General features: G+C 64.2%; 14 protein-coding genes. 13 read left to right on the top strand and 1 reads right to left on the bottom strand.

Going from position 1 to position 17,029, the window contains the following annotated elements; translation table 11 throughout:
- Positions 1–256 precede the first annotated feature (256 nt).
- The 4 genes from EOA32_RS09120 to EOA32_RS09105 all read left to right on the top strand — a co-directional run bounded on the left by EOA32_RS09120 (position 257) and on the right by EOA32_RS09105 (position 4,158).
- Positions 257–1,189, top strand: a complete 933-nt coding sequence (locus EOA32_RS09120; protein ID WP_066988900.1) for a substrate-binding domain-containing protein — start codon at positions 257–259, stop codon at positions 1,187–1,189.
- 104 nt (positions 1,190–1,293) lie between these two features.
- Entirely contained in the window at positions 1,294–2,280 is a 987-nt protein-coding gene (locus EOA32_RS09115) for an ABC transporter permease (protein ID WP_095776237.1), read from the top strand.
- Between the two features lie 5 nt (positions 2,281–2,285).
- Positions 2,286–3,080 (top strand): ATP-binding cassette domain-containing protein, encoded by a 795-nt coding sequence (locus tag EOA32_RS09110; RefSeq protein WP_067328013.1) that lies wholly within the window; start codon positions 2,286–2,288, stop codon positions 3,078–3,080.
- A 55-nt stretch (positions 3,081–3,135) separates the two neighbouring features.
- On the top strand, positions 3,136–4,158 hold the full coding sequence (locus tag EOA32_RS09105) for a LacI family DNA-binding transcriptional regulator (RefSeq protein ID WP_128371544.1): 1,023 nt from the start codon (positions 3,136–3,138) through the stop codon (positions 4,156–4,158).
- Positions 4,159–4,551: 393 nt separating this feature from the next.
- Here the strand turns inward: EOA32_RS09105 and EOA32_RS09095 are convergent, their stop codons facing one another.
- Positions 4,552–5,133: a TetR/AcrR family transcriptional regulator gene (locus tag EOA32_RS09095; RefSeq protein ID WP_066989382.1), complete on the bottom strand. Its 582-nt coding sequence runs from the start codon at positions 5,131–5,133 to the stop codon at positions 4,552–4,554.
- Between the two features lie 250 nt (positions 5,134–5,383).
- On the opposite strand from EOA32_RS09095, the gene EOA32_RS09090 reads away from it, so the two are divergent.
- From EOA32_RS09090 to EOA32_RS09050, 9 genes are all read left to right on the top strand, one after another.
- Complete coding sequence (locus tag EOA32_RS09090) at positions 5,384–5,620, top strand: hypothetical protein (protein ID WP_095830476.1); 237 nt, start codon at positions 5,384–5,386, stop codon at positions 5,618–5,620.
- The gene (locus tag EOA32_RS09085) at positions 5,614–8,808 is read left to right on the top strand and encodes a multidrug efflux RND transporter permease subunit (protein WP_128371543.1); all 3,195 of its coding nucleotides are present in this window, start codon (positions 5,614–5,616) and stop codon (positions 8,806–8,808) included. The genes EOA32_RS09090 and EOA32_RS09085 overlap by 7 nt, the downstream gene beginning before the upstream one ends.
- 14 nt (positions 8,809–8,822) lie before the next feature.
- Positions 8,823–9,977: an efflux RND transporter periplasmic adaptor subunit gene (locus tag EOA32_RS09080; RefSeq protein WP_095781770.1), complete on the top strand. Its 1,155-nt coding sequence runs from the start codon at positions 8,823–8,825 to the stop codon at positions 9,975–9,977.
- 161 nt (positions 9,978–10,138) lie between these two features.
- Positions 10,139–10,831, top strand: coding sequence for a GntR family transcriptional regulator (locus EOA32_RS09075; protein ID WP_128371542.1), 693 nt, complete (start codon positions 10,139–10,141; stop codon positions 10,829–10,831).
- 27 nt (positions 10,832–10,858) lie between these two features.
- Entirely contained in the window at positions 10,859–11,962 is a 1,104-nt protein-coding gene (locus EOA32_RS09070) for a mandelate racemase/muconate lactonizing enzyme family protein (protein ID WP_128371541.1), read from the top strand.
- A gap of 319 nt (positions 11,963–12,281) precedes the next feature.
- Positions 12,282–13,946, top strand: coding sequence for an ABC transporter substrate-binding protein (locus EOA32_RS09065; RefSeq protein ID WP_128371540.1), 1,665 nt, complete (start codon positions 12,282–12,284; stop codon positions 13,944–13,946).
- 70 nt (positions 13,947–14,016) lie between these two features.
- Positions 14,017–14,970 carry an ABC transporter permease gene (locus EOA32_RS09060; RefSeq protein WP_128371539.1) on the top strand — a complete coding sequence of 318 codons (954 nt, stop codon included), beginning with the start codon at positions 14,017–14,019 and terminating at the stop codon, positions 14,968–14,970.
- Complete coding sequence (locus EOA32_RS09055) at positions 14,967–15,851, top strand: ABC transporter permease (RefSeq protein ID WP_128371538.1); 885 nt, start codon at positions 14,967–14,969, stop codon at positions 15,849–15,851. Before EOA32_RS09060 ends, EOA32_RS09055 begins: the two co-directional genes overlap by 4 nt.
- On the top strand, positions 15,844–17,029 hold a 1,186-nt coding region (locus EOA32_RS09050), incomplete at its 3' end, for an ABC transporter ATP-binding protein (RefSeq protein ID WP_245499215.1). The genes EOA32_RS09055 and EOA32_RS09050, both read left to right, overlap by 8 nt.

The raw sequence follows: 17,029 nt of genomic DNA, 5'->3' as shown, positions 1-17,029 counted from the left end.
GCATACGCTTGCTCATCACTGGAGGCTGATGAGCGCAGCGGCGTTTGCCGGGAAAATATCACGGTAACTGATGCAATCTGATGGGATTGCTGATGGCGTGCGGAGCTGTGCCAACATCCATTGACGATCGAGGCTTGCCAGCGGCCGAAAAAGGGAATGCTCTAGAGGCGTCCGGTCGGCGCGGGCAGGAAGATGCGACCCTTGAGGACCGCATCGCGCCTGATGTGGAGGTGGTTTTCAACATGGGAGGAAATCGATGCTTTCGAGGCTGAGACTGTTCGTGCTTGGCTTGATCGCGGCAATCGCCATTCCGGCGATGGCCGAGGCCAAGACCTTCTACTGGATTTCGCATGGCGGCCCGGCCGATCCGGTCTGGACCTACTTCCTGGCCGGTGCCAAGCAATGGGCGACCGACACCGGCAACAAGGTGAACACCTCGTTCCACAATGGCGACGTTGCCTCGCAGCAGGAGGCTGTTCGCGCCGCCATCTCGGCCAAGGCCGACGGCATCGTCACCACCAGCCCCGATCCGGGCAGCCTCGTCGAGATCGTCAAGGAGGCCCGTGCAGCCAACATTCCGATCATCAACTTCAACACGCCCGACCCGAAGGCCAACTTCAACGCCTATGTCGGCGGCGACAACGTCACCTTCGGCAAGCACTGGGCGCAGTATCTGGTCGACAAGGGCCTGGTGAAGAAGGGCGACTTCGTATGGATGCCGGTCGAGGTGCCCGGCGCCACCTATGGCGTGCAGGAAGAGGAAGGCATCAAGAGCGTGTTCGAGCCGCTTGGCATCACCTATGAGGTGACCGAGGCGACGCTCGACCAGGCCGAAGTGATCAACCGCATGGTGGACTATCTCACCGCCCACAAGGGCAAGGTGAAGGCGATCATCGGCCTCGGCGACCTCGTCACAGGCTCGGTCAAACGCGTCTTCGACCAGGTCGGCGTCAAGCCGGGCGAGATCCCAGTTGTCGGCTGGGGCAACTCGCTCGACACCACCCAGGAAGTGCTGAACGGCTATGTCAACGCCGCGCAGTGGCAGGACCCGCAGGCGACCAGCTACATCGCGCTTTCGATGGCGGCGATGGCGTCTGCGGGCATTCCTCCGGGCTTCAACGTCATCACCGGCGCGCTCTATGAAAAGGATACCGCCGGCGTTTATGACAAGATCCTGTCCGGCAAGTAAGACCTGACATTAACGGTCGCGGCTTTCGGGCCGCGATCGCTTCCTGGACCATCGAGTCCTGACTGATCGCAGCGGGCTCGCCAATCGTTCACATCGCGGGCCCAATGGAAAACCGTTCCTTCATCCAAAGTTTCATCGCGCGGCCGGAATTCGGGCCGCTGGTGCTGCTGATCGTCGAACTCGTCATCTTCTGGGGCATCAATCCGGATTTCCTGTCGCCGCAGAACATCTCGAACATCCTCGCCTTCACCGTCGAGCTTGGGCTGATCGCGTTGGCGATGACCTTGCTGATGACGTCGGGCGAATTCGACCTCTCGGTCGGCTCGCTGTTCGGCTTCTCGCCGGTGCTGATGTGGACGCTGTTCAATGGCGGGGTCACCTCGCTGGAGATGGGCTTAGCCATCGCGCTGGTGGTCGCGGCCTTGATCGGGCTTGTCAATGGCTGGTTCGTCACGCAGCTCAAGATCCCGTCCTTCCTGGTCACGCTCGGCATGCTGCTCGTCGTGCGCGGCACCGCACTTTTCGTCACCGACGGCTTTCCGCAGCGCACCTGGAGCGCCGAAGGCAGCTGGCTGGCGGACATCCTGGTCGGCGACTTCTACATCGGCCCGTTCCGCATCTATGCCTCGCTGTTCTGGTTCATCGGCGCCGCGATCGCGCTCGGTTATGTGCTGACGCAAAGCCGGACCGGCAACTGGATCCAGGCGGCCGGCGGGAATCCCAACGCGGCGCGCGCCCGCGGCGTCAATGTCAGCCGGGTCAAGATCGGCCTGTTCATCCTGTCGGCGGTGATGGCCTCGCTCGCCGGCGTGATCTCGTCGCTGCGCACCTCGGCCGCCAATCCGAACAGCGGCACCGGCTACGAGCTCGAGGTCATCGCCATGGTGGTCATCGGCGGCACGGCGCTGACCGGCGGCCGCGGCACCATTATCGGCACGGTGCTCGGCATCCTGATCCTGCGCGTTATGCGCAACGGCATCGTGCTGATCGGCGTGCCGGGACTCGCCTACAACATCTTCATTGGCGCGATCATCCTCGGGATGATGGCGCTGCACTCATGGCTCGAACGCCGGCACCAGGCAGGGACTTGAAGACGATGGCCGAGCCTCTGATCCGCATGACGAACATCCGCAAGTCTTATGGGCGCGTACAGGCGCTGGTGGACGCCAACTTCCACGTCAACGAAAAGGAGATCGTCGGCCTGCTCGGCGACAACGGCGCCGGCAAATCGACGCTGATCAAGGTGCTGTCGGGCGCGGTGCCGCTCACCAGCGGCAACATTTTCGTGCGCGGCAAGAAGGTGAATTTCCGCAGCACCAGCGACGCGATCGCTGAAGGTATCGAGACGATCTATCAGGACTCCGCGCTTGTCACGCAGCTGTCGATCGCCCGCAACCTGTTCCTGGGGCGCGAGCCGATCAAACCGCCGCGTTTCCTCAACCGCATGGACCAGGAGGCGATGAACACGGTGGCGCGCGACCTGCTCAAGCAGGTCGGCATCTCCAAAAACATCCCGCCGACGACGCCGATCGGCTCGCTATCAGGCGGCGAGCGGCAAGCAGTGGCGATCGCGCGCGCCATGCATTTCGACAGCGACCTCATCATCCTCGACGAGCCGACCAACAATCTCGGCGTTGCCGAGACGCAAGGGGTGTTGAGCTTCGTGCGCGGCGCCCGCGATTCCGGCCACTCCTGCATCTTCATAGCCCACAACATCCACCATGTGTTCCAGGTCGTCGACCGCATCGTGGTGATGCGCCGCGGCAAGGTGGTGGCCGATGATATCGATCCGAAGAAGACCACCGTGGCGGACGTCGAACGCGTCATCACCGGCATGTCGGACAAGGAGATCCGCGATGCGATTTCCGACGGCCCGCAGCCGCATGGCTGATTTGGCCTGACCTTGATTTTTGACTGGGGCTCGATCCTATCCCATGACCGGACCCATGAAAGCGACCGTAGCCGACATCGCCAGAAGCTGCGGCCTGTCGACCGCGACGGTAGACCGAGTGCTCAACAACAGGCCAGGCGCAAGCGCGGCGAACCGGCAGCGCGTCTTGGAGGCGGCAAAGCAGCTCGGCTATCTGCCGACGCTCGATCAAGTCGTGCTGCCGTCGAAGCCGGCGCATCTCGAATTCTTCCTGCCGATCGGCAGCAACGCCTTCATGGCCGACCTTGCCCATCATATCGAGGACTATGCCGCGCGCCTGCCGCTGGTCGCCTCCTGCCGCATCCACAATCTCGCCGGGATCTCGCCGGGCGCGCTGCAGGGCGCGATCGAGAACCTCTCGCTCAAGGCCAATGGCGTCGGCGTCATCGCCGTCGACCATCCGCGCACGCGCAACATTTTGCGCGAGCTGGTCGAGGCCGGCATCCGGCTGGTGACGCTGGTTTCCGATGTGCCGGCGGCCCCTCGCTCGGCGTATGTCGGCATCGACAACCGGGTTGCCGGACGCACGGCGGCGCTGCTGATGGGCCGCTTCCTTGGCGGCCGGATCGGGCACCTCGCGATGGTCGTCGGCTCGCGCTCCTATCGCGGCCACGAGGAGCGCGAGATGGGTTTCCGCTCGGTGCTCGCAGAAGAGTTCCCCAATCTCACCGTCTCCAGCGCCGTCGAGATCAACGACGAGCCCGACGCCAGCTACAGCGCGACCATGAAGGCCTTGCACAACGAACCGGAACTGCTCGGCATCTACTGCGTCGGCGCCGGACGCTCCGGCGTGGCCAAGGCGTTGCTCGAGGCCAAGCCGCGCAGAAAGCCCGTCTTCATCTGCCATGACCTGACCAGGGAAACACGCCGCTATCTGGTCGACGATCTCGCCGACGTGGTCATCGACCAGAACGCGCGACTGATTGCCGAGCAAGCAGTGATCCGCCTGCTCGGCTCGATCGCCTCGTCGGCGCCGTACCTGACCAAAAAATTCATCGAGCCCCGGCTGATCATGAAGGAAAACGTGCCGGTGCAGTAGGCGCGAATGGCATCATTGCCGTCGCCTCACCGATTTGTCAGACGATTGATCCGGCAAATCTGCACACCAGCTATGCACGTTTCGCAGTTGCCGAATGGTTGGGCAAATCGTAATTATTGCGGCGTCGGATGTCTTCCTCCTCCCAGACACCGGCGCTGAATGCGGTGCTCCTCCTCCCGCGCCGTATTCGAAATCGAAGCCCGCTGCCTCCTCCTCCCGGCAGCGGGCTTTTTCTTTGCCTGCACTTAGGCGGAGCGCCCCTCACCCGGGTATTGCCTTGCAATTCGGGGAATTCGACTTCTCCCCGAGGGAAGAGGAGATCGTTGGTGCCGCCCCAAACCTCTGCTCCCCTCGGGGAGAAAGGTGGCCCGAAGGGGCGGATGAGGGATGTGGTCAGCGTGCCCGGAACGAGGCGATCAGGCTTTCGGCCATGCGCACGAACTGCGCGCTCGGGCCCTCGGCGCCAACGCTCTGCATCGAGACGCGCGCGCCTTCGAGCAGCAGCGATAGCGTATCGGCGAGCAGCTCGGCCTGGCCGATGCCGGCATCGCGGCAGAGCGCAACCAGCTTTTCGCGCTGGGCTTCCTTCAGTTCCTTGATGACGCGCCGTGCCGGGTGATCGGTCTCGGTGAGCTCGACGGCGGCATTGGCCATGTCGCAGCCGCGACTGTCGGCGCTGAGCAGCTCCGAAGCCTTGCGGACCCAGGCATGCAACTGCGCGAGCTTGTCGCCGGGATGCTCGGCCTCGAACTCGTCCCATATCCTTGAAGCCTTCGCCGCTGTGGCGCGCAGGCATTCGATGATCAGATCGTCCTTGGATTCGAAGTGACGATAGAGCGTCATCTTGTTGGTGCCGGCAGCCTCCGTGATGGCGTCGACGCCCACACCCTTGATTCCGTGCTTGTGGAACATGTCCTGCGCCGTTTCCAGGATCCGATCCCGGGGGCGGGAACGTTCCGCAACGCCGTCAGTCATCATGCTCTCCTTTCGTCGTTTCCAAAAAAACCGAGGTCACCTCTTGACTAGGGTGTTACCGGTCTGTAACTTTCAGATGTTACTTACTGGTAACACCTATATCGCTCCTCGTCAAACGACAAGGCCCACCGATAGCCCTGCCAGAGTGAGATAGGACAAAAAACCTGCCTGTCATGCGGCTTCGGCCGGTGAAAACGAGAAAAAGCGGTCCGTGATCATCCGATGCGGGCCGCAGCAAGGAGCCGCTCCTATGCAAAAGCGCAAAGACCTGACGATCGACGAAGCCATCCGGGATCCGATGATCCGGCTGGTGATGAAGGCTGATGGGGTCGATCCCGCCGCCTTCGAACGGATGCTGCGCTCGCGCGCCGCGGAACAGGCGCCGGACGATGTCCTGCCATCCTTCCTGGAGGATTCCGGCTCCGTCCGGGCCCGGCGCCTGCGCCATTTTGCAAAACCGTTCGGCGAGGCATCCGCGTCATGGTGAACTTCTTCATCCACCGCCCGATCTTCGCATCGGCGATCGCCATCATCATGGTGCTCGCCGGTGCGATCGCCTATTTCCTGCTGCCGGTCTCGCAGTTTCCTGACATCACGCCCCCGCAGGTCGTGGTCAGCGCCCATTATCCAGGCGCCAGCGCGCAGGTGGTGGCCGATACGGTCACCACGCCGCTGGAGCAGCAGATCAACGGCGTGCAAGGCATGACCTATATGTCGTCGACGAGCTCGAATGACGGCTCCTCGACCATCACCATCACATTCGACGTCGGCTATCCGCTGAGCACGGCGGCCGTCGACGTCCAGAACCGCGTCTCGCAGGCCGCATCCTCCCTGCCGGCCATCGTCAACCAGGGCGGCGTCACGATCAAGAAGCAGAACCCGAACTTCGTTCTGATCGTCGACCTCACCTCGCCCGACGGCTCGGTCGATCCGGTGGCGCTGAGCAACCTCGCCTATCTCCAGGTCGTCGATCCGCTGAAGCGGCTGCCTGGCGTCGGTGACGTGCAGATCTTCGGTGAACGGCGCTATTCGATGCGCGTCTGGCTCGATCCGGACAAACTGGCCAATCTCGGCATCACCGCCGTCGATGTGCAGAACGCCATTTCCGAGCAGAACGTGCAGGTGGCGGCGGGCAAGATCGGCCAATCGCCGGCGCCGGCCGGCACCGCCTTCGAGATGCAGGTCAATGCGGTCGGCCGTTTGAGCGACCCGAAGGAATTCGGCGACATCGTCGTGCGCGCCAACTCGCAGAACGGCTCGCTCGTGCGTCTGCGCGACGTCGCCCGCATCGAGCTCGGCGCGCTGCAATATTCGTCATCGGCCTTCTTCGGCAAGGACCCGACCGTGGTGCTCGCCGTCTACCAGATGCCCGGCTCCAACGCGCTCGACCTGCAGCAGCGGGTCAAGGACAAGATGCAAGAATTGTCGGCGCGCTTCCCGAAGGGCGTCCACTACGCCATGCACTACGATACGACGCGCTTCGTCTCGGCCTCGATGCATGACGTGCTGATCACGCTCGGCGAAGCGCTGGTGCTGGTGGTGGCTGTCGTCTTCATCTTCCTGCAGAGCTGGCGCACCACCATCATCCCGACCATCGCCATCCCGGTGTCGTTGATCGCGACGCTGGCGGTGATGTACATGCTGGGCTTCTCGCTCAATATGCTCTCGCTGCTCGGCATGGTGCTGGCGATCGGCCTCGTCGTCGACGACGCCATCGTCGTGGTCGAGAATGTCGAGCGGCAGCTGGAAGCCGGCCTCAAGCCGCTCGCCGCGACGCGCGCGGCGATGGCCGAAGTGACTGGCCCAATCATCGCCACCACCGCGGTGCTGATGGCGGTGTTCATCCCGGTCGCCTTCATTCCCGGCGTTTCGGGACGGCTCTACAACCAGTTCGCGCTTACCGTCGCGATCTCGGTCGGCATCTCCGCCTTCAACTCGCTGACGCTGAGCCCGGCGCTGAGCGCCGCGTTCCTGCGCCATCGCGGCGGAACGCAGTTCGTGCTGTTCCGCTGGTTCAATGCCGGCTTCGACTGGCTGTCGCATGCCTACGCGCATGGCGTGCGCATTCTGATCCGGCTGCGCTGGGCCATGCTCGGCCTGTTCGCGGCGGGCCTGGTCGCCACCTATTTCGTCTGGCAGAAGCTGCCCTCGACCTTCCTTCCGGTGGAGGATCAGGGTTATTTCTTCGTCGTCATCCAGCTGCCGGACGGCGCTTCGCTGGAGCGCACCGACGCGGTGGCGCAGAAGGCGCGCGACATCCTGCAGAACACGCCCGGCGTCGACATCGTCGGCTCGATCAGCGGCCTGAACTTCCTTACCAGCGCCGCGCAATCGAACTCGGCGGTGGAGTTCGCCATCCTGAAGCCGTGGGACGAACGCGGGCCCGACCAGAACGCCTCGAAGCTGGTGGCCGAGGTGCGCAACAAGTTGCTGCAGATACCGGAGGCGTTTGCGCTCTCCTTCGATCCACCCTCGATCCCGGGCCTCGGCACGACCGGCGGCTTCGAATTCCAGGTGGAAGACCTTTCGGGCCGCGGCAGCGCCGCGCTCAACGAGGTCACGCAGGCGCTGATCGCGGAAGCACGCAAGCAGCCGGAGCTCAATCCGCAGCAGCTGTTCTCGTCCTTCTCGACCTCGACGCCGCAGTTCAACTACGACCTCGACCGCAGCAAGGCGAAGCTGCTCGGCCTCAACCTGCCCGACGTGTTCAACACGCTGCAGATCTATCTCGGCTCCCTCTACGTCAACGACTTCAACCTTTTCGGCCGCACCTTCCGGGTGACGATTCAGGCCGACAAGGACGCGCGCGGAAACGCGAACGACATCTCGCGCCTCTACGTGCGCAATGCGTCCGGCGGGATGGTGCCGCTGAGCACACTGGGCAAGCTGGTGCCGATCGTCGGTCCCGAGACGGTGCCGCATTACAACAACAATGCATCCGCCCTCATCAACGGCGGCGCGGCGCCGGGCTTCTCGTCCGGACAAGCAGTCGCAGCCATGGAGCGGGCGGCCGCAAACGTGCTGCCGCGGGACTTCGGCTATGAATGGACCGGCATCACCTATCAGGAGCTCCAGGCCGGATCGATCGCCTCGATCGTGTTCGGCCTGGCGATCGTGTTCGTCTTCCTGATCCTGGCGGCGCAGTATGAAAGCTGGGCGATGCCTTTCATGGTGCTGCTCGCCGTGCCGCTCGCTTTGTTCGGCGCCTTCGTCGTGCTTTTGCTGCGCGGCATGCAGATCGACGTCTACTCGCAGATCGGCTTCGTCATGCTGATCGGCCTGGCGGCGAAGAATGCCATCCTGATCGTCGAGTTCGCCCGACGGCGCCGCCAGGAAGGCCTGACCATCGTCGAGGCGGCGATGGAAGCCGCGCGGCTGAGGCTGCGGCCGATCCTGATGACCGCCTTCGCCTTCATCCTCGGCGTGCTGCCGCTGATGTTCGCGACCGGCGCGGGCGCCGCCAGCCGGCAGTCGATCGGCACCACCGTCTTCGGCGGCATGGTGGCGGCGACGATCCTGTCGCTGGTCTTCGTGCCGGTCTTCTACGCGGTGATCGAGAAGCTGCGCGAGCGCGGCGGCGAGAAGGAATCTGACGCGGGGCCTCACCATGCCCCGCGCCAACAAGACATTGAACCGACCGCCGAGCCCGTCCGGCTCGCCCAGGCGGCCGAATAGGATTGGAGACCAACATGCGTAAATGGAAAATCGCTTTGGGAACGGCGGTCGCGCTGGGCGCAATCTCGGTGGCAAGCGTGCACCTGCTCGACATGGGCAATCTCAGCCTCAGCGCCAGCACTGCGGGCGCGGCGCCTGCGCCCAAGGCGTTCGTCATGCCGGTCCCGGTGGTCAACGTCGTCAAGAAGACGCTGCCGATCTATCTCGACTACGCCGCGCGCGTCGAGCCGATCCGCAACATCACCCTGCAGGCGCGCGTGCCGGGCTATCTGCAGGAGCAGACGGCGCAGGACGGCAGCGACGTCAGGCAGGGCGACCTGCTTTACCGGATCGCGCCCGAGGACTACCAGGCAGCGCTCGACCAGGCGAAGGCGCAGGTGCAGCGCGACGCGGCAGCGCTCGAATACGCGCGGTCCAATCTGGGCCGTGGCACCGACCTTGCCAAGGCCGGGTACCTCGCCAAGGACAGCTTCGACCAGCGCACCAGCAACTTGCGCACGGCCGAAGCCGCCCTCGCGGTCGACCAGGCGGCGGTGCGGACGGCCGAGCTCAATCTCGGCTATGCCGAGATCAAGGCACCGTTCTCCGGACGGATCGGCCGCAACCAAGCCTCGGTCGGTACCCTGGTGAGCGTCGCAGGCACGGTTCTCAACACGCTGGTGCAGCTCGACCCGATCTACGTCACCTTCAATCCGAGCGAGACCGACCTCGTCCAGATCGAGCAGGCGAAGGCCAACGGTCCGATCGCGGTCGACGTGCTGTTGCCCGGCGAGACCGAGCCCAGCCAGAAGGGCCAGCTCACCTTCATCGACAACACGATCGATCATTCGACCGGCACGATCACCGCGCGGGCGACGATCGGCAACGCCAAGTTCGCGCTGCTGCCCGGGCAGTATGTGCGCGTGCGGCTGCATGTGAAGGAGCAGCCCAATACGCTGATGGTGCCGCAGGTGGCGCTGGGTTCCAGCCAGCTCGGCAAATACCTGTACGTCCTCGGCAAAGACAACACCGTAGACCAGAAGCTGGTGTCGCTCGGCCCGACCGACGGCGATCTGATTTCCGTCACCTCAGGCATCTCCGAGAGCGACCAGGTGATCACCGGCAATTTGCAGAAGATCGGACCCGGAATGCCGGTTTCTCCCTTGCCGGAAACGAAACCGGCCAGCTGATAATCCCCCATCAGTCCCGGTCCGACGGCGCCCTCGACACCCACATCGAGGGCGCCGTTTTGTTTGCGCGCCTGCCATCCGCGAAAAAACGATAGTCACCCTCTTGTTGGATTGTCGACAATCTGCTTGTCTTGCAGTCGGTTTCATCCGGAGTGGCCCACATGTCAAAGCTGGATTTCAGTCCGATCGCGGATACGACGCGCAGGGCCGAGATCGTCGCGATGCTCAGGCGCGCCATTCTGACCGGCCAGCTGGAGCCTGGGCAGAAGCTCAACGAACTCCGCATCTCCGAGCAGATGCGGGTAAGCCGCGCGCCGCTGCGCGAGGCGATGCGCGAGCTGGTGCAGGAAGGTATCCTGACCAGCATTCCCTATGCCGGAACCTTCGTCGTCGACGTCACCGCCAAGGACATCGTCGACGCCTATTCCCTCAACAAGGTGCTCGACGACTTCGCCATCGAGCTCGCCTGGCCGCAGCGCGACCAGCGCTTCTTCGACGAGCTCGACCGCCGCCACGAAGCGGTGAAGCAGGCGACCCGGGCGCTCGACACCACGCGCCAGATCGAGACGGCGCTGCAGCTGCACGGGCTGGTCTATGAGTGGGCCGACAATTCGGTGCTGCTCGAAACCTGGCAGCGGCTGACCAGCCGGCTGCAAATGTATTTCGCCCTGCACCAGCGTGCGCGGAACGAGCCGGTACCGGCCGAGGACCTGCACGAAACCTATGTGGCGCTGCTCAAGGGCACGGACATGCGCGCCGCCCAGCGCCATGCCCGCGAGCATATCGACAACGATTTCGAAGCGCTTCTTGCCTATGCGCGCAGCCTCGAAAAGCGCGCATCGAAGGGCGCCTGACAAACCCGCGGACAAACGGACACAAACGTGAAGATCAAGAGCATAAAAGCCTACCATGTCGTGCAGCCCTTCGTGGACGGGCCCTACCGCATGTCCAAGGGCCGGGTCGCCGACTGTTTCGATGCGGTGATCGTCGCCATCACTTCCGACACAGGCGTGACCGGCTGGGGCGAGATGGCGCCGCTCGGCAATTTCTACTCGGCCGCGTTTCCCGCGGGAACGCGCGCGGGCGTGCCGGAGATCGCGCCGCATCTCATCGGCCATGACCCGCGCGGGCTGGCCGGCATCGGCAGGTTGATGGACACGGTGTTCAAGGGCCATCCCTACGTCAAAGCCGCGCTTGACATGGCTTGCTGGGATCTCGCCGCCCGTGCGGCCGAAGTGCCGTTGGTAGCGATGCTCGGCGGCCGCGAGAGCGAGACGGCGGAACTGTACCGGGTCGTGACCCATGGCACAGTCGACCAGATGGCGGCGCTTGCCAAGCGCATCGTTGCCGAAGGCTACCATCGGCTGCAGGTCAAGGTCGGCGGCAATGTCCGCGACGATATCGAGCGAGTGAGCGCCGTCGCATCAGCCGTGCCGAAGGGCACGGTGATCTTCTGCGACGCCAATGCCGGCTGGACGCCCTACCAGGCGCGCCAGTTCGCCGATGCCACACGCGACATCGACTACACATTCGAGCAGCCCTGCACGACGATCGAGGAGAACATGTCGGTGCGCCGCATGCTCGACAAACCGATGGTGCTCGACGAATCCGTCACATCGATGGGTGAGATGCTGGAAATCCATCGCCTAGGCGCAGCCGATGGGCTGACGCTGAAGATCTCGCGCCTCGGCGGCGTGACGCAGACGCGGCTGATCCGCGACGTCGCCGTCGATCTCGGTTTCATGATCACCGTCGAAGACACCGGCGGCGCGGAGATCGACACCGCCGCGATGGCGCATCTGTCGCTGTCGACGCCGGAAGAGCGCCGTCTGCATGCCATCGCCTTCCACGAATGGGTGACGGTGCGCACCGCCTCCAACAAGCCGCCGGTCGCGGGCAGCCGCATGGGCATTCCCGACGGCCCCGGGCTCGGCATCGACGTGGTGCCGGACCTGCTCGGCAAGCCCTTCTTCGAGATCGGCTGAGATGAAGATCGGGAGCAGCGCCGCAACGCCGATCGCGCTAGCAGGCTTTTCGCTGAGCTGAACTGGGAGATCGCCAAAAGGAAAGGAGACCGGCAAATATCGAATCGAGGCGGCCACGATTTCGATCGGGGCTGCACGCCCGAGCTAGGCATGCATCAAGAAAATCTGACTTTTCCGCTTCAAGGAGCGGATGGACCGGACCAAACTGCATGTTACAGTTCGTTCGACTGAATTCTTGACGATGGCCGGGACCGGAGAACTCACGTCGTCAACCGGAATGCACTCGCCAACCACAAGAACTGGGGAAGGGTTTAGACCCATGAGCAAGAACTACCGCGTTCTCGATCTCATCCGGCGCAACCGCACGCCGCTTGAAAATCACCTCATCGACGGGCTCATCGACGGCCGCGTCAGCCGCCGCGATTTCGTGCGCCACGGCAGCCTGCTCGGCCTGTCGCTGCCGCTTCTCGGCCGCATCGGCATGGCCGCCGGCTTCGGCGCCGCGCCCTCGCTTGCCCGCGCCCAGGGCGCGCCGGGCGCCACCATCCGCGTCGGCAGCAGCGTGCCGGCCGCCGCGGTCGACCCGGTCACCATCGCCGACGCCGGCGGCCTGCTCGTCATGCAGCAGGTAGCCGAATTCCTCTGCGTCGACGGCCCCGACCTGGTGCTCAAGCCGGCACTGGCCGAAAGCTGGAAGCCGAATGCCGATGGCTCGGTGTGGACCTTCACGCTGCGCAAGGGCGTCAAGTTCCACTCAGGCGGCGAGATGAAGGCCGAGGACGTTGTGGCCAGCATCGACCGGCTTGCCGATCCCGCCAACTCCTCCAACGCGCTGTCGGTGTTCAGCGGCATCCTCTCGAAGGGAGCCAGCAAGAAGGTCGACGACTACACGGTGGAATTCCACCTCGACGCGCCGAACGGCAACTTCCCCTATATGCTGTCGTCCGACAACTACAACGCCGTCATCATCCCGGCGAGCTACAAGGGCGATTACGAAAAGAGCTTCGACGGCACCGGGCCGTTCAAGCTGGAGAAGTACACGCCCAAAGTAGGCGCCTCCTTCGTTCGCAATGAGAACTACTGGGGCGAAAAGGCCCTGCCGGAGCGCACCGAATTCACCTTCTTCACCGACATCCAGCCGCAGATCCTGGCGCTACAGGGCGGCCAGATCGACATCATCAATCAGATGCCGGTGCTGGCGGGCGTCGCCGTCCTCAACGACCCGAACGTGAACGTCATCAGCCTGAAATCGTCGGCGCATCAGCAACTGCATCTACGCTGCGACGACGGTCCGATGAAGGACCCGCGGGTACGCCGCGCCATCGCGCTCAGCATCGATCGCAAGAAGTTGGTCGCCGGCCTGATGAAAGGCCGCGCCCAGGAAGGCAATGACAGCCCGTTCGCCGGGGTCTATCCGTCGACGGACACCAGCGTGCCGCAGCGCGAGCAGGACATCGCGCAGGCCAAGCAACTGATGGAAGCGGCCGGCGCCGGCAAGGGGTTCAAAATAACGCTGACCACCGAGCGCTATCTGGAAATCCCCGAATACGCGCAGCTGATCCAGAACTGGGTCAAGGAGATCGGTATCGAGCTCGAGCTCAACATCCTCGACCAAAGCGCCTATTACGGCGATGCGGTGTTCGGCAAATCGAACTGGCTGGATTCGGTGATGGGCATCACCGACTACGGCCACCGCGGCGTGCCGAACGTCTATCTCGCGGCGCCATTGAAGAGCGAGGGCACCTGGAATGCCGCGCATTTCAAGAACAAGGACTATGACCAGCTGGCGACCAGCTATATCGCGGCCCTCGATCTCGAGGCGCAGAAGGCTGCAGCCGGCAAGATCCAGAAGCTGCTGCTCGAGGAAACGCCGGTGATCTTCGGCTATTTCTACGACTACCTGACTGCGACGGCGAAAGGCGTGGCGGGCGTGCAGCCCACCGCCATGTCGCAGCTGTTCCTCGAAAAGGCTTCGAAAGCCTGACGCGAGGGAGCAAGCTTATCCCTGACAGCCGGCTCTCGACGGAGAGCCGGCTCCAATAGGAGTATTCGCCATCCTCGGCTTCCTCACCCGGCGCGTGGCTCTGTCGCTCGTGACGCTGTTCCTGCTCAGCGTCATGGTGTTCCTGGGCGGGCAGGTGCTGCCCGGCAATGTCGGGCGCGCGATATTGGGGCCGTTTGCCGACCAGCGCGCCGTCGACGCGCTCAATCACTCGCTCGGCGTCGACCGGCCGCTGCTCGTCCAGTACGGAAGCTGGATCTGGAACTTCGTTCATGGCGACATGGGCACGTCCTACATTTTCCGCGCGCCGGTGGCGCCCTTCGTCATCGACGCTTTGGGCAATTCGATGAAGCTGGCGCTCGTCGCCTTCGTGCTGGTGGTGCCGATCGGCATCCTCGGCGGTGTCATCGCCGCGCTCAACCTCAACCGGCCGCTCGACCGCATCATCAGCCTCGGCGGATTGTCGGTGACGGTGCTGCCCGAGTTCGTCACCGGCATCATCCTGATCCTGATCTTCGGCGTCTGGCTGCGCTGGCTGCCGATCGCGGCGGCCTGGCCGAAGGGTGCCGGCGTCTTCACCCAGCTCTATTATCTCATCCTGCCGTCGCTGCCGCTGTTTCTGGTGCTGTTCGGCTATATCGCTCGCATGGCGCGGTCGGGGATGATCGAGGCGCTCGATTCCGACTATACGCGCACCGCGGTGCTTAAAGGTCTGCCGTGGCGCACGGTGATCTGGCGGCATGTGCTGCGCAATGCGCTATTGCCGACCATCACCGTCATCGCAACCCAGACCGGCTACCTCATCGGCGGCCTTGTCGTGATCGAGACGCTGTTCCGCTACCAGGGCATCGGCTCGCTGATCTTCACCGCCGCCCGCGGCAAGGATTTTCCGATGCTCGAGGCCGGCATCCTTACCATCGGCATCGTCTATGCGGTGGCCACATTGATCGCCGATTTCCTCTATTCGGTGCTCAATCCGCGCATCCGGCTGGGAGCGGAGCAATGAGCGCGACAGACACACCCGCGAACCTGCCAACGCCGGACGCCGCCACACAGCGCAGCCCCTGGGGCGAGGTGCTGCATTCGTTGTTGCGATCGGGGACCTTCCTGACCGGGCTCGGCATCGTCCTGTTCTGGATCGTCTGCGCGCTGTTCGGCGAGCATTTCGTCCCCTACGATCCGCTTGCCGACGACATCATCAACGCGCTGGCGCCACCGTCGGCCGAGCACTGGTTCGGCACCGACCAGATCGGCCGCGATGTCTTCTCGCGCGTCATCGTCGGCTCGCGCGATATCCTGACGGTGGCACCTTTGGCCACGATTCTGGCGACCATTGCCGGCACCGCACTCGGGCTCGTCATCGGCTATTTCCGCGGCATCGTCGACGATATCGTCGGCCGTATCCTCGAAGCCTTCATGGCAATCCCGGTGGTGATCATCGCACTGCTCGCCATCGTTGCGCTCGGCACTTCCAAGATCACCGTGATCGTCGTCATCGGCTTGAGCTTCGCACCGATCATCGCCCGCACGGTGCGCTCGGCGGTGCTGGCCGAACGCGAGCTCGATTATGTCGCGGCGGCAAAGCTTCGCCACGAAGGCGCGCTGCACACGATGTTCGTCGAGATCCTGCCCAACGTGATCCCGCCGATCCTGGTCGAGACGACAGTGCGCCTGGGCTATGCGATCTTCGCCGTCGCCACGCTCTCCTTCATGGGTTTCGGCATCCAGCCGCCCTCGCCCGACTGGGGACTCTCGATCTCCAGCAATTACGGCATGATCGGCGGCGGCTTCTGGTGGACGGTGCTGTTCGACGCGCTGGCGATCGCCTCGCTGGTGATCGGGGTCAACCTAGTGGCCGACGGCGTCCATGGAGCGTTCAATGACTGACAGGAACGCGCTCGAGCTCAACGATCTCTCGGTCGCCTATCGCGTCGGGCGCCGCAACCGGGCGGTGCTGCGCAATGTCAGCTTCAAAATCGGCCGCGGCGAGGCCTATGGGCTGGTCGGCGAATCCGGCTGCGGAAAGTCCACCGCGGCGCTGGCCGTGGTGCGATACCTGCCGCGCAACGGCTCGATCACCGGCGGCTCGATCGCACTCGACGGCCAGGATGTGATGAAGCTCGATGCCGAGGCGCTCAGACGCGCCCGTGCGGAAAGCGTCTCCATGGTCTATCAGGATCCCGGCAAGGCGCTGAATCCATCATTGCGCATCGGCCGCCAGCTCACCGAGATCTTCGAGCTTGCCGGCACGTCGGGACAGGCGGCGAGCGACAGGGCGATCGCGATGCTCAATCTTGTGCGCATCTCGGATCCGGCCAGCGTCATGCAGCGCTACCCGCACCAGCTTTCCGGCGGCATGCAGCAGCGCGTGGCGATCGCGATGGCCTTGGCCAACGACCCCTCGATGCTGATCCTCGACGAGCCGACGACGGGTCTCGACGCCACGGTCGAAGCCGAAGTGCTCGACCTCATCGCGCAACTGCGCCGCGAGCTTTCGGCCTCAATCTTGTTCATCAGCCACAACCTCGCCGTGGTCTCCAACATGTGCGACCGGGTCGGCGTGCTCTATGCCGGGATGCTGGTCGAGGAAGGCTCGACCAAGGACGTCTTCAACGATCCGCGCCATCCCTACACGGTCGCCTTGCTGCGCTGCCTGCCGCGCGGCGGCCAGCGCAAGGACCAGGGCCGGCTCGACACGATCCCCGGCTTCCTGCCCGGCATCGGCGCCACGATCGTCGGCTGTGCCTTCGCCGACCGCTGCGCGCTGGCGACGGAGCGCTGCCGCAGCGAGCCGCCGCCGCTCTATGAGCTTGGAGGCGGCCGGCTGTCGCGCTGCCACTATCACGACAAGGCGCAGTCGCTGCCGCGCGCGACACCCGCCGAAATTGCCGCCGTCGCGCCGAAGCAGGCGCCGCCCGTGCTGCAGGTCGAGGGACTGAACAAGACCTATGCCAGCCATGGCCGTGCATTGAGGGCGGTGAAGGACGTTTCAGTCAGCCTCCGGCCCGGCGAAACGCTCGGGTTGGTCGGGGAGTCCGGCAGCGGCAAGACCACCTTCGCCAGGC

This window comes from Mesorhizobium sp. M1A.F.Ca.ET.072.01.1.1 (assembly GCF_004023325.1).
Lineage (GTDB): Bacteria > Pseudomonadota > Alphaproteobacteria > Rhizobiales > Rhizobiaceae > Mesorhizobium.
The sequence above is the reverse complement of the archived record's forward strand: the minus strand, read 5'-3'. Positions and strand labels throughout refer to the sequence as shown.

Excerpts from the sequence above, each read along its gene's own strand:
- EOA32_RS09120 (WP_066988900.1), top strand. The coding sequence starts at position 257 with ATGCTTTCGAGGCTGAGACTGTTCGTGCTTGGCTTGATCGCGGCAATC.
- EOA32_RS09115 (WP_095776237.1), top strand. The coding sequence starts at position 1,294 with ATGGAAAACCGTTCCTTCATCCAAAGTTTCATCGCGCGGCCGGAATTC.
- EOA32_RS09110 (WP_067328013.1), top strand. The coding sequence starts at position 2,286 with ATGGCCGAGCCTCTGATCCGCATGACGAACATCCGCAAGTCTTATGGG.
- EOA32_RS09105 (WP_128371544.1), top strand. The coding sequence starts at position 3,136 with ATGAAAGCGACCGTAGCCGACATCGCCAGAAGCTGCGGCCTGTCGACC.
- EOA32_RS09095 (WP_066989382.1), bottom strand. The coding sequence starts at position 5,133 with ATGACTGACGGCGTTGCGGAACGTTCCCGCCCCCGGGATCGGATCCTG.
- EOA32_RS09090 (WP_095830476.1), top strand. The coding sequence starts at position 5,384 with ATGCAAAAGCGCAAAGACCTGACGATCGACGAAGCCATCCGGGATCCG.
- EOA32_RS09085 (WP_128371543.1), top strand. The coding sequence starts at position 5,614 with ATGGTGAACTTCTTCATCCACCGCCCGATCTTCGCATCGGCGATCGCC.
- EOA32_RS09080 (WP_095781770.1), top strand. The coding sequence starts at position 8,823 with ATGCGTAAATGGAAAATCGCTTTGGGAACGGCGGTCGCGCTGGGCGCA.
- EOA32_RS09075 (WP_128371542.1), top strand. The coding sequence starts at position 10,139 with ATGTCAAAGCTGGATTTCAGTCCGATCGCGGATACGACGCGCAGGGCC.
- EOA32_RS09065 (WP_128371540.1), top strand. The coding sequence starts at position 12,282 with ATGAGCAAGAACTACCGCGTTCTCGATCTCATCCGGCGCAACCGCACG.
- EOA32_RS09055 (WP_128371538.1), top strand. The coding sequence starts at position 14,967 with ATGAGCGCGACAGACACACCCGCGAACCTGCCAACGCCGGACGCCGCC.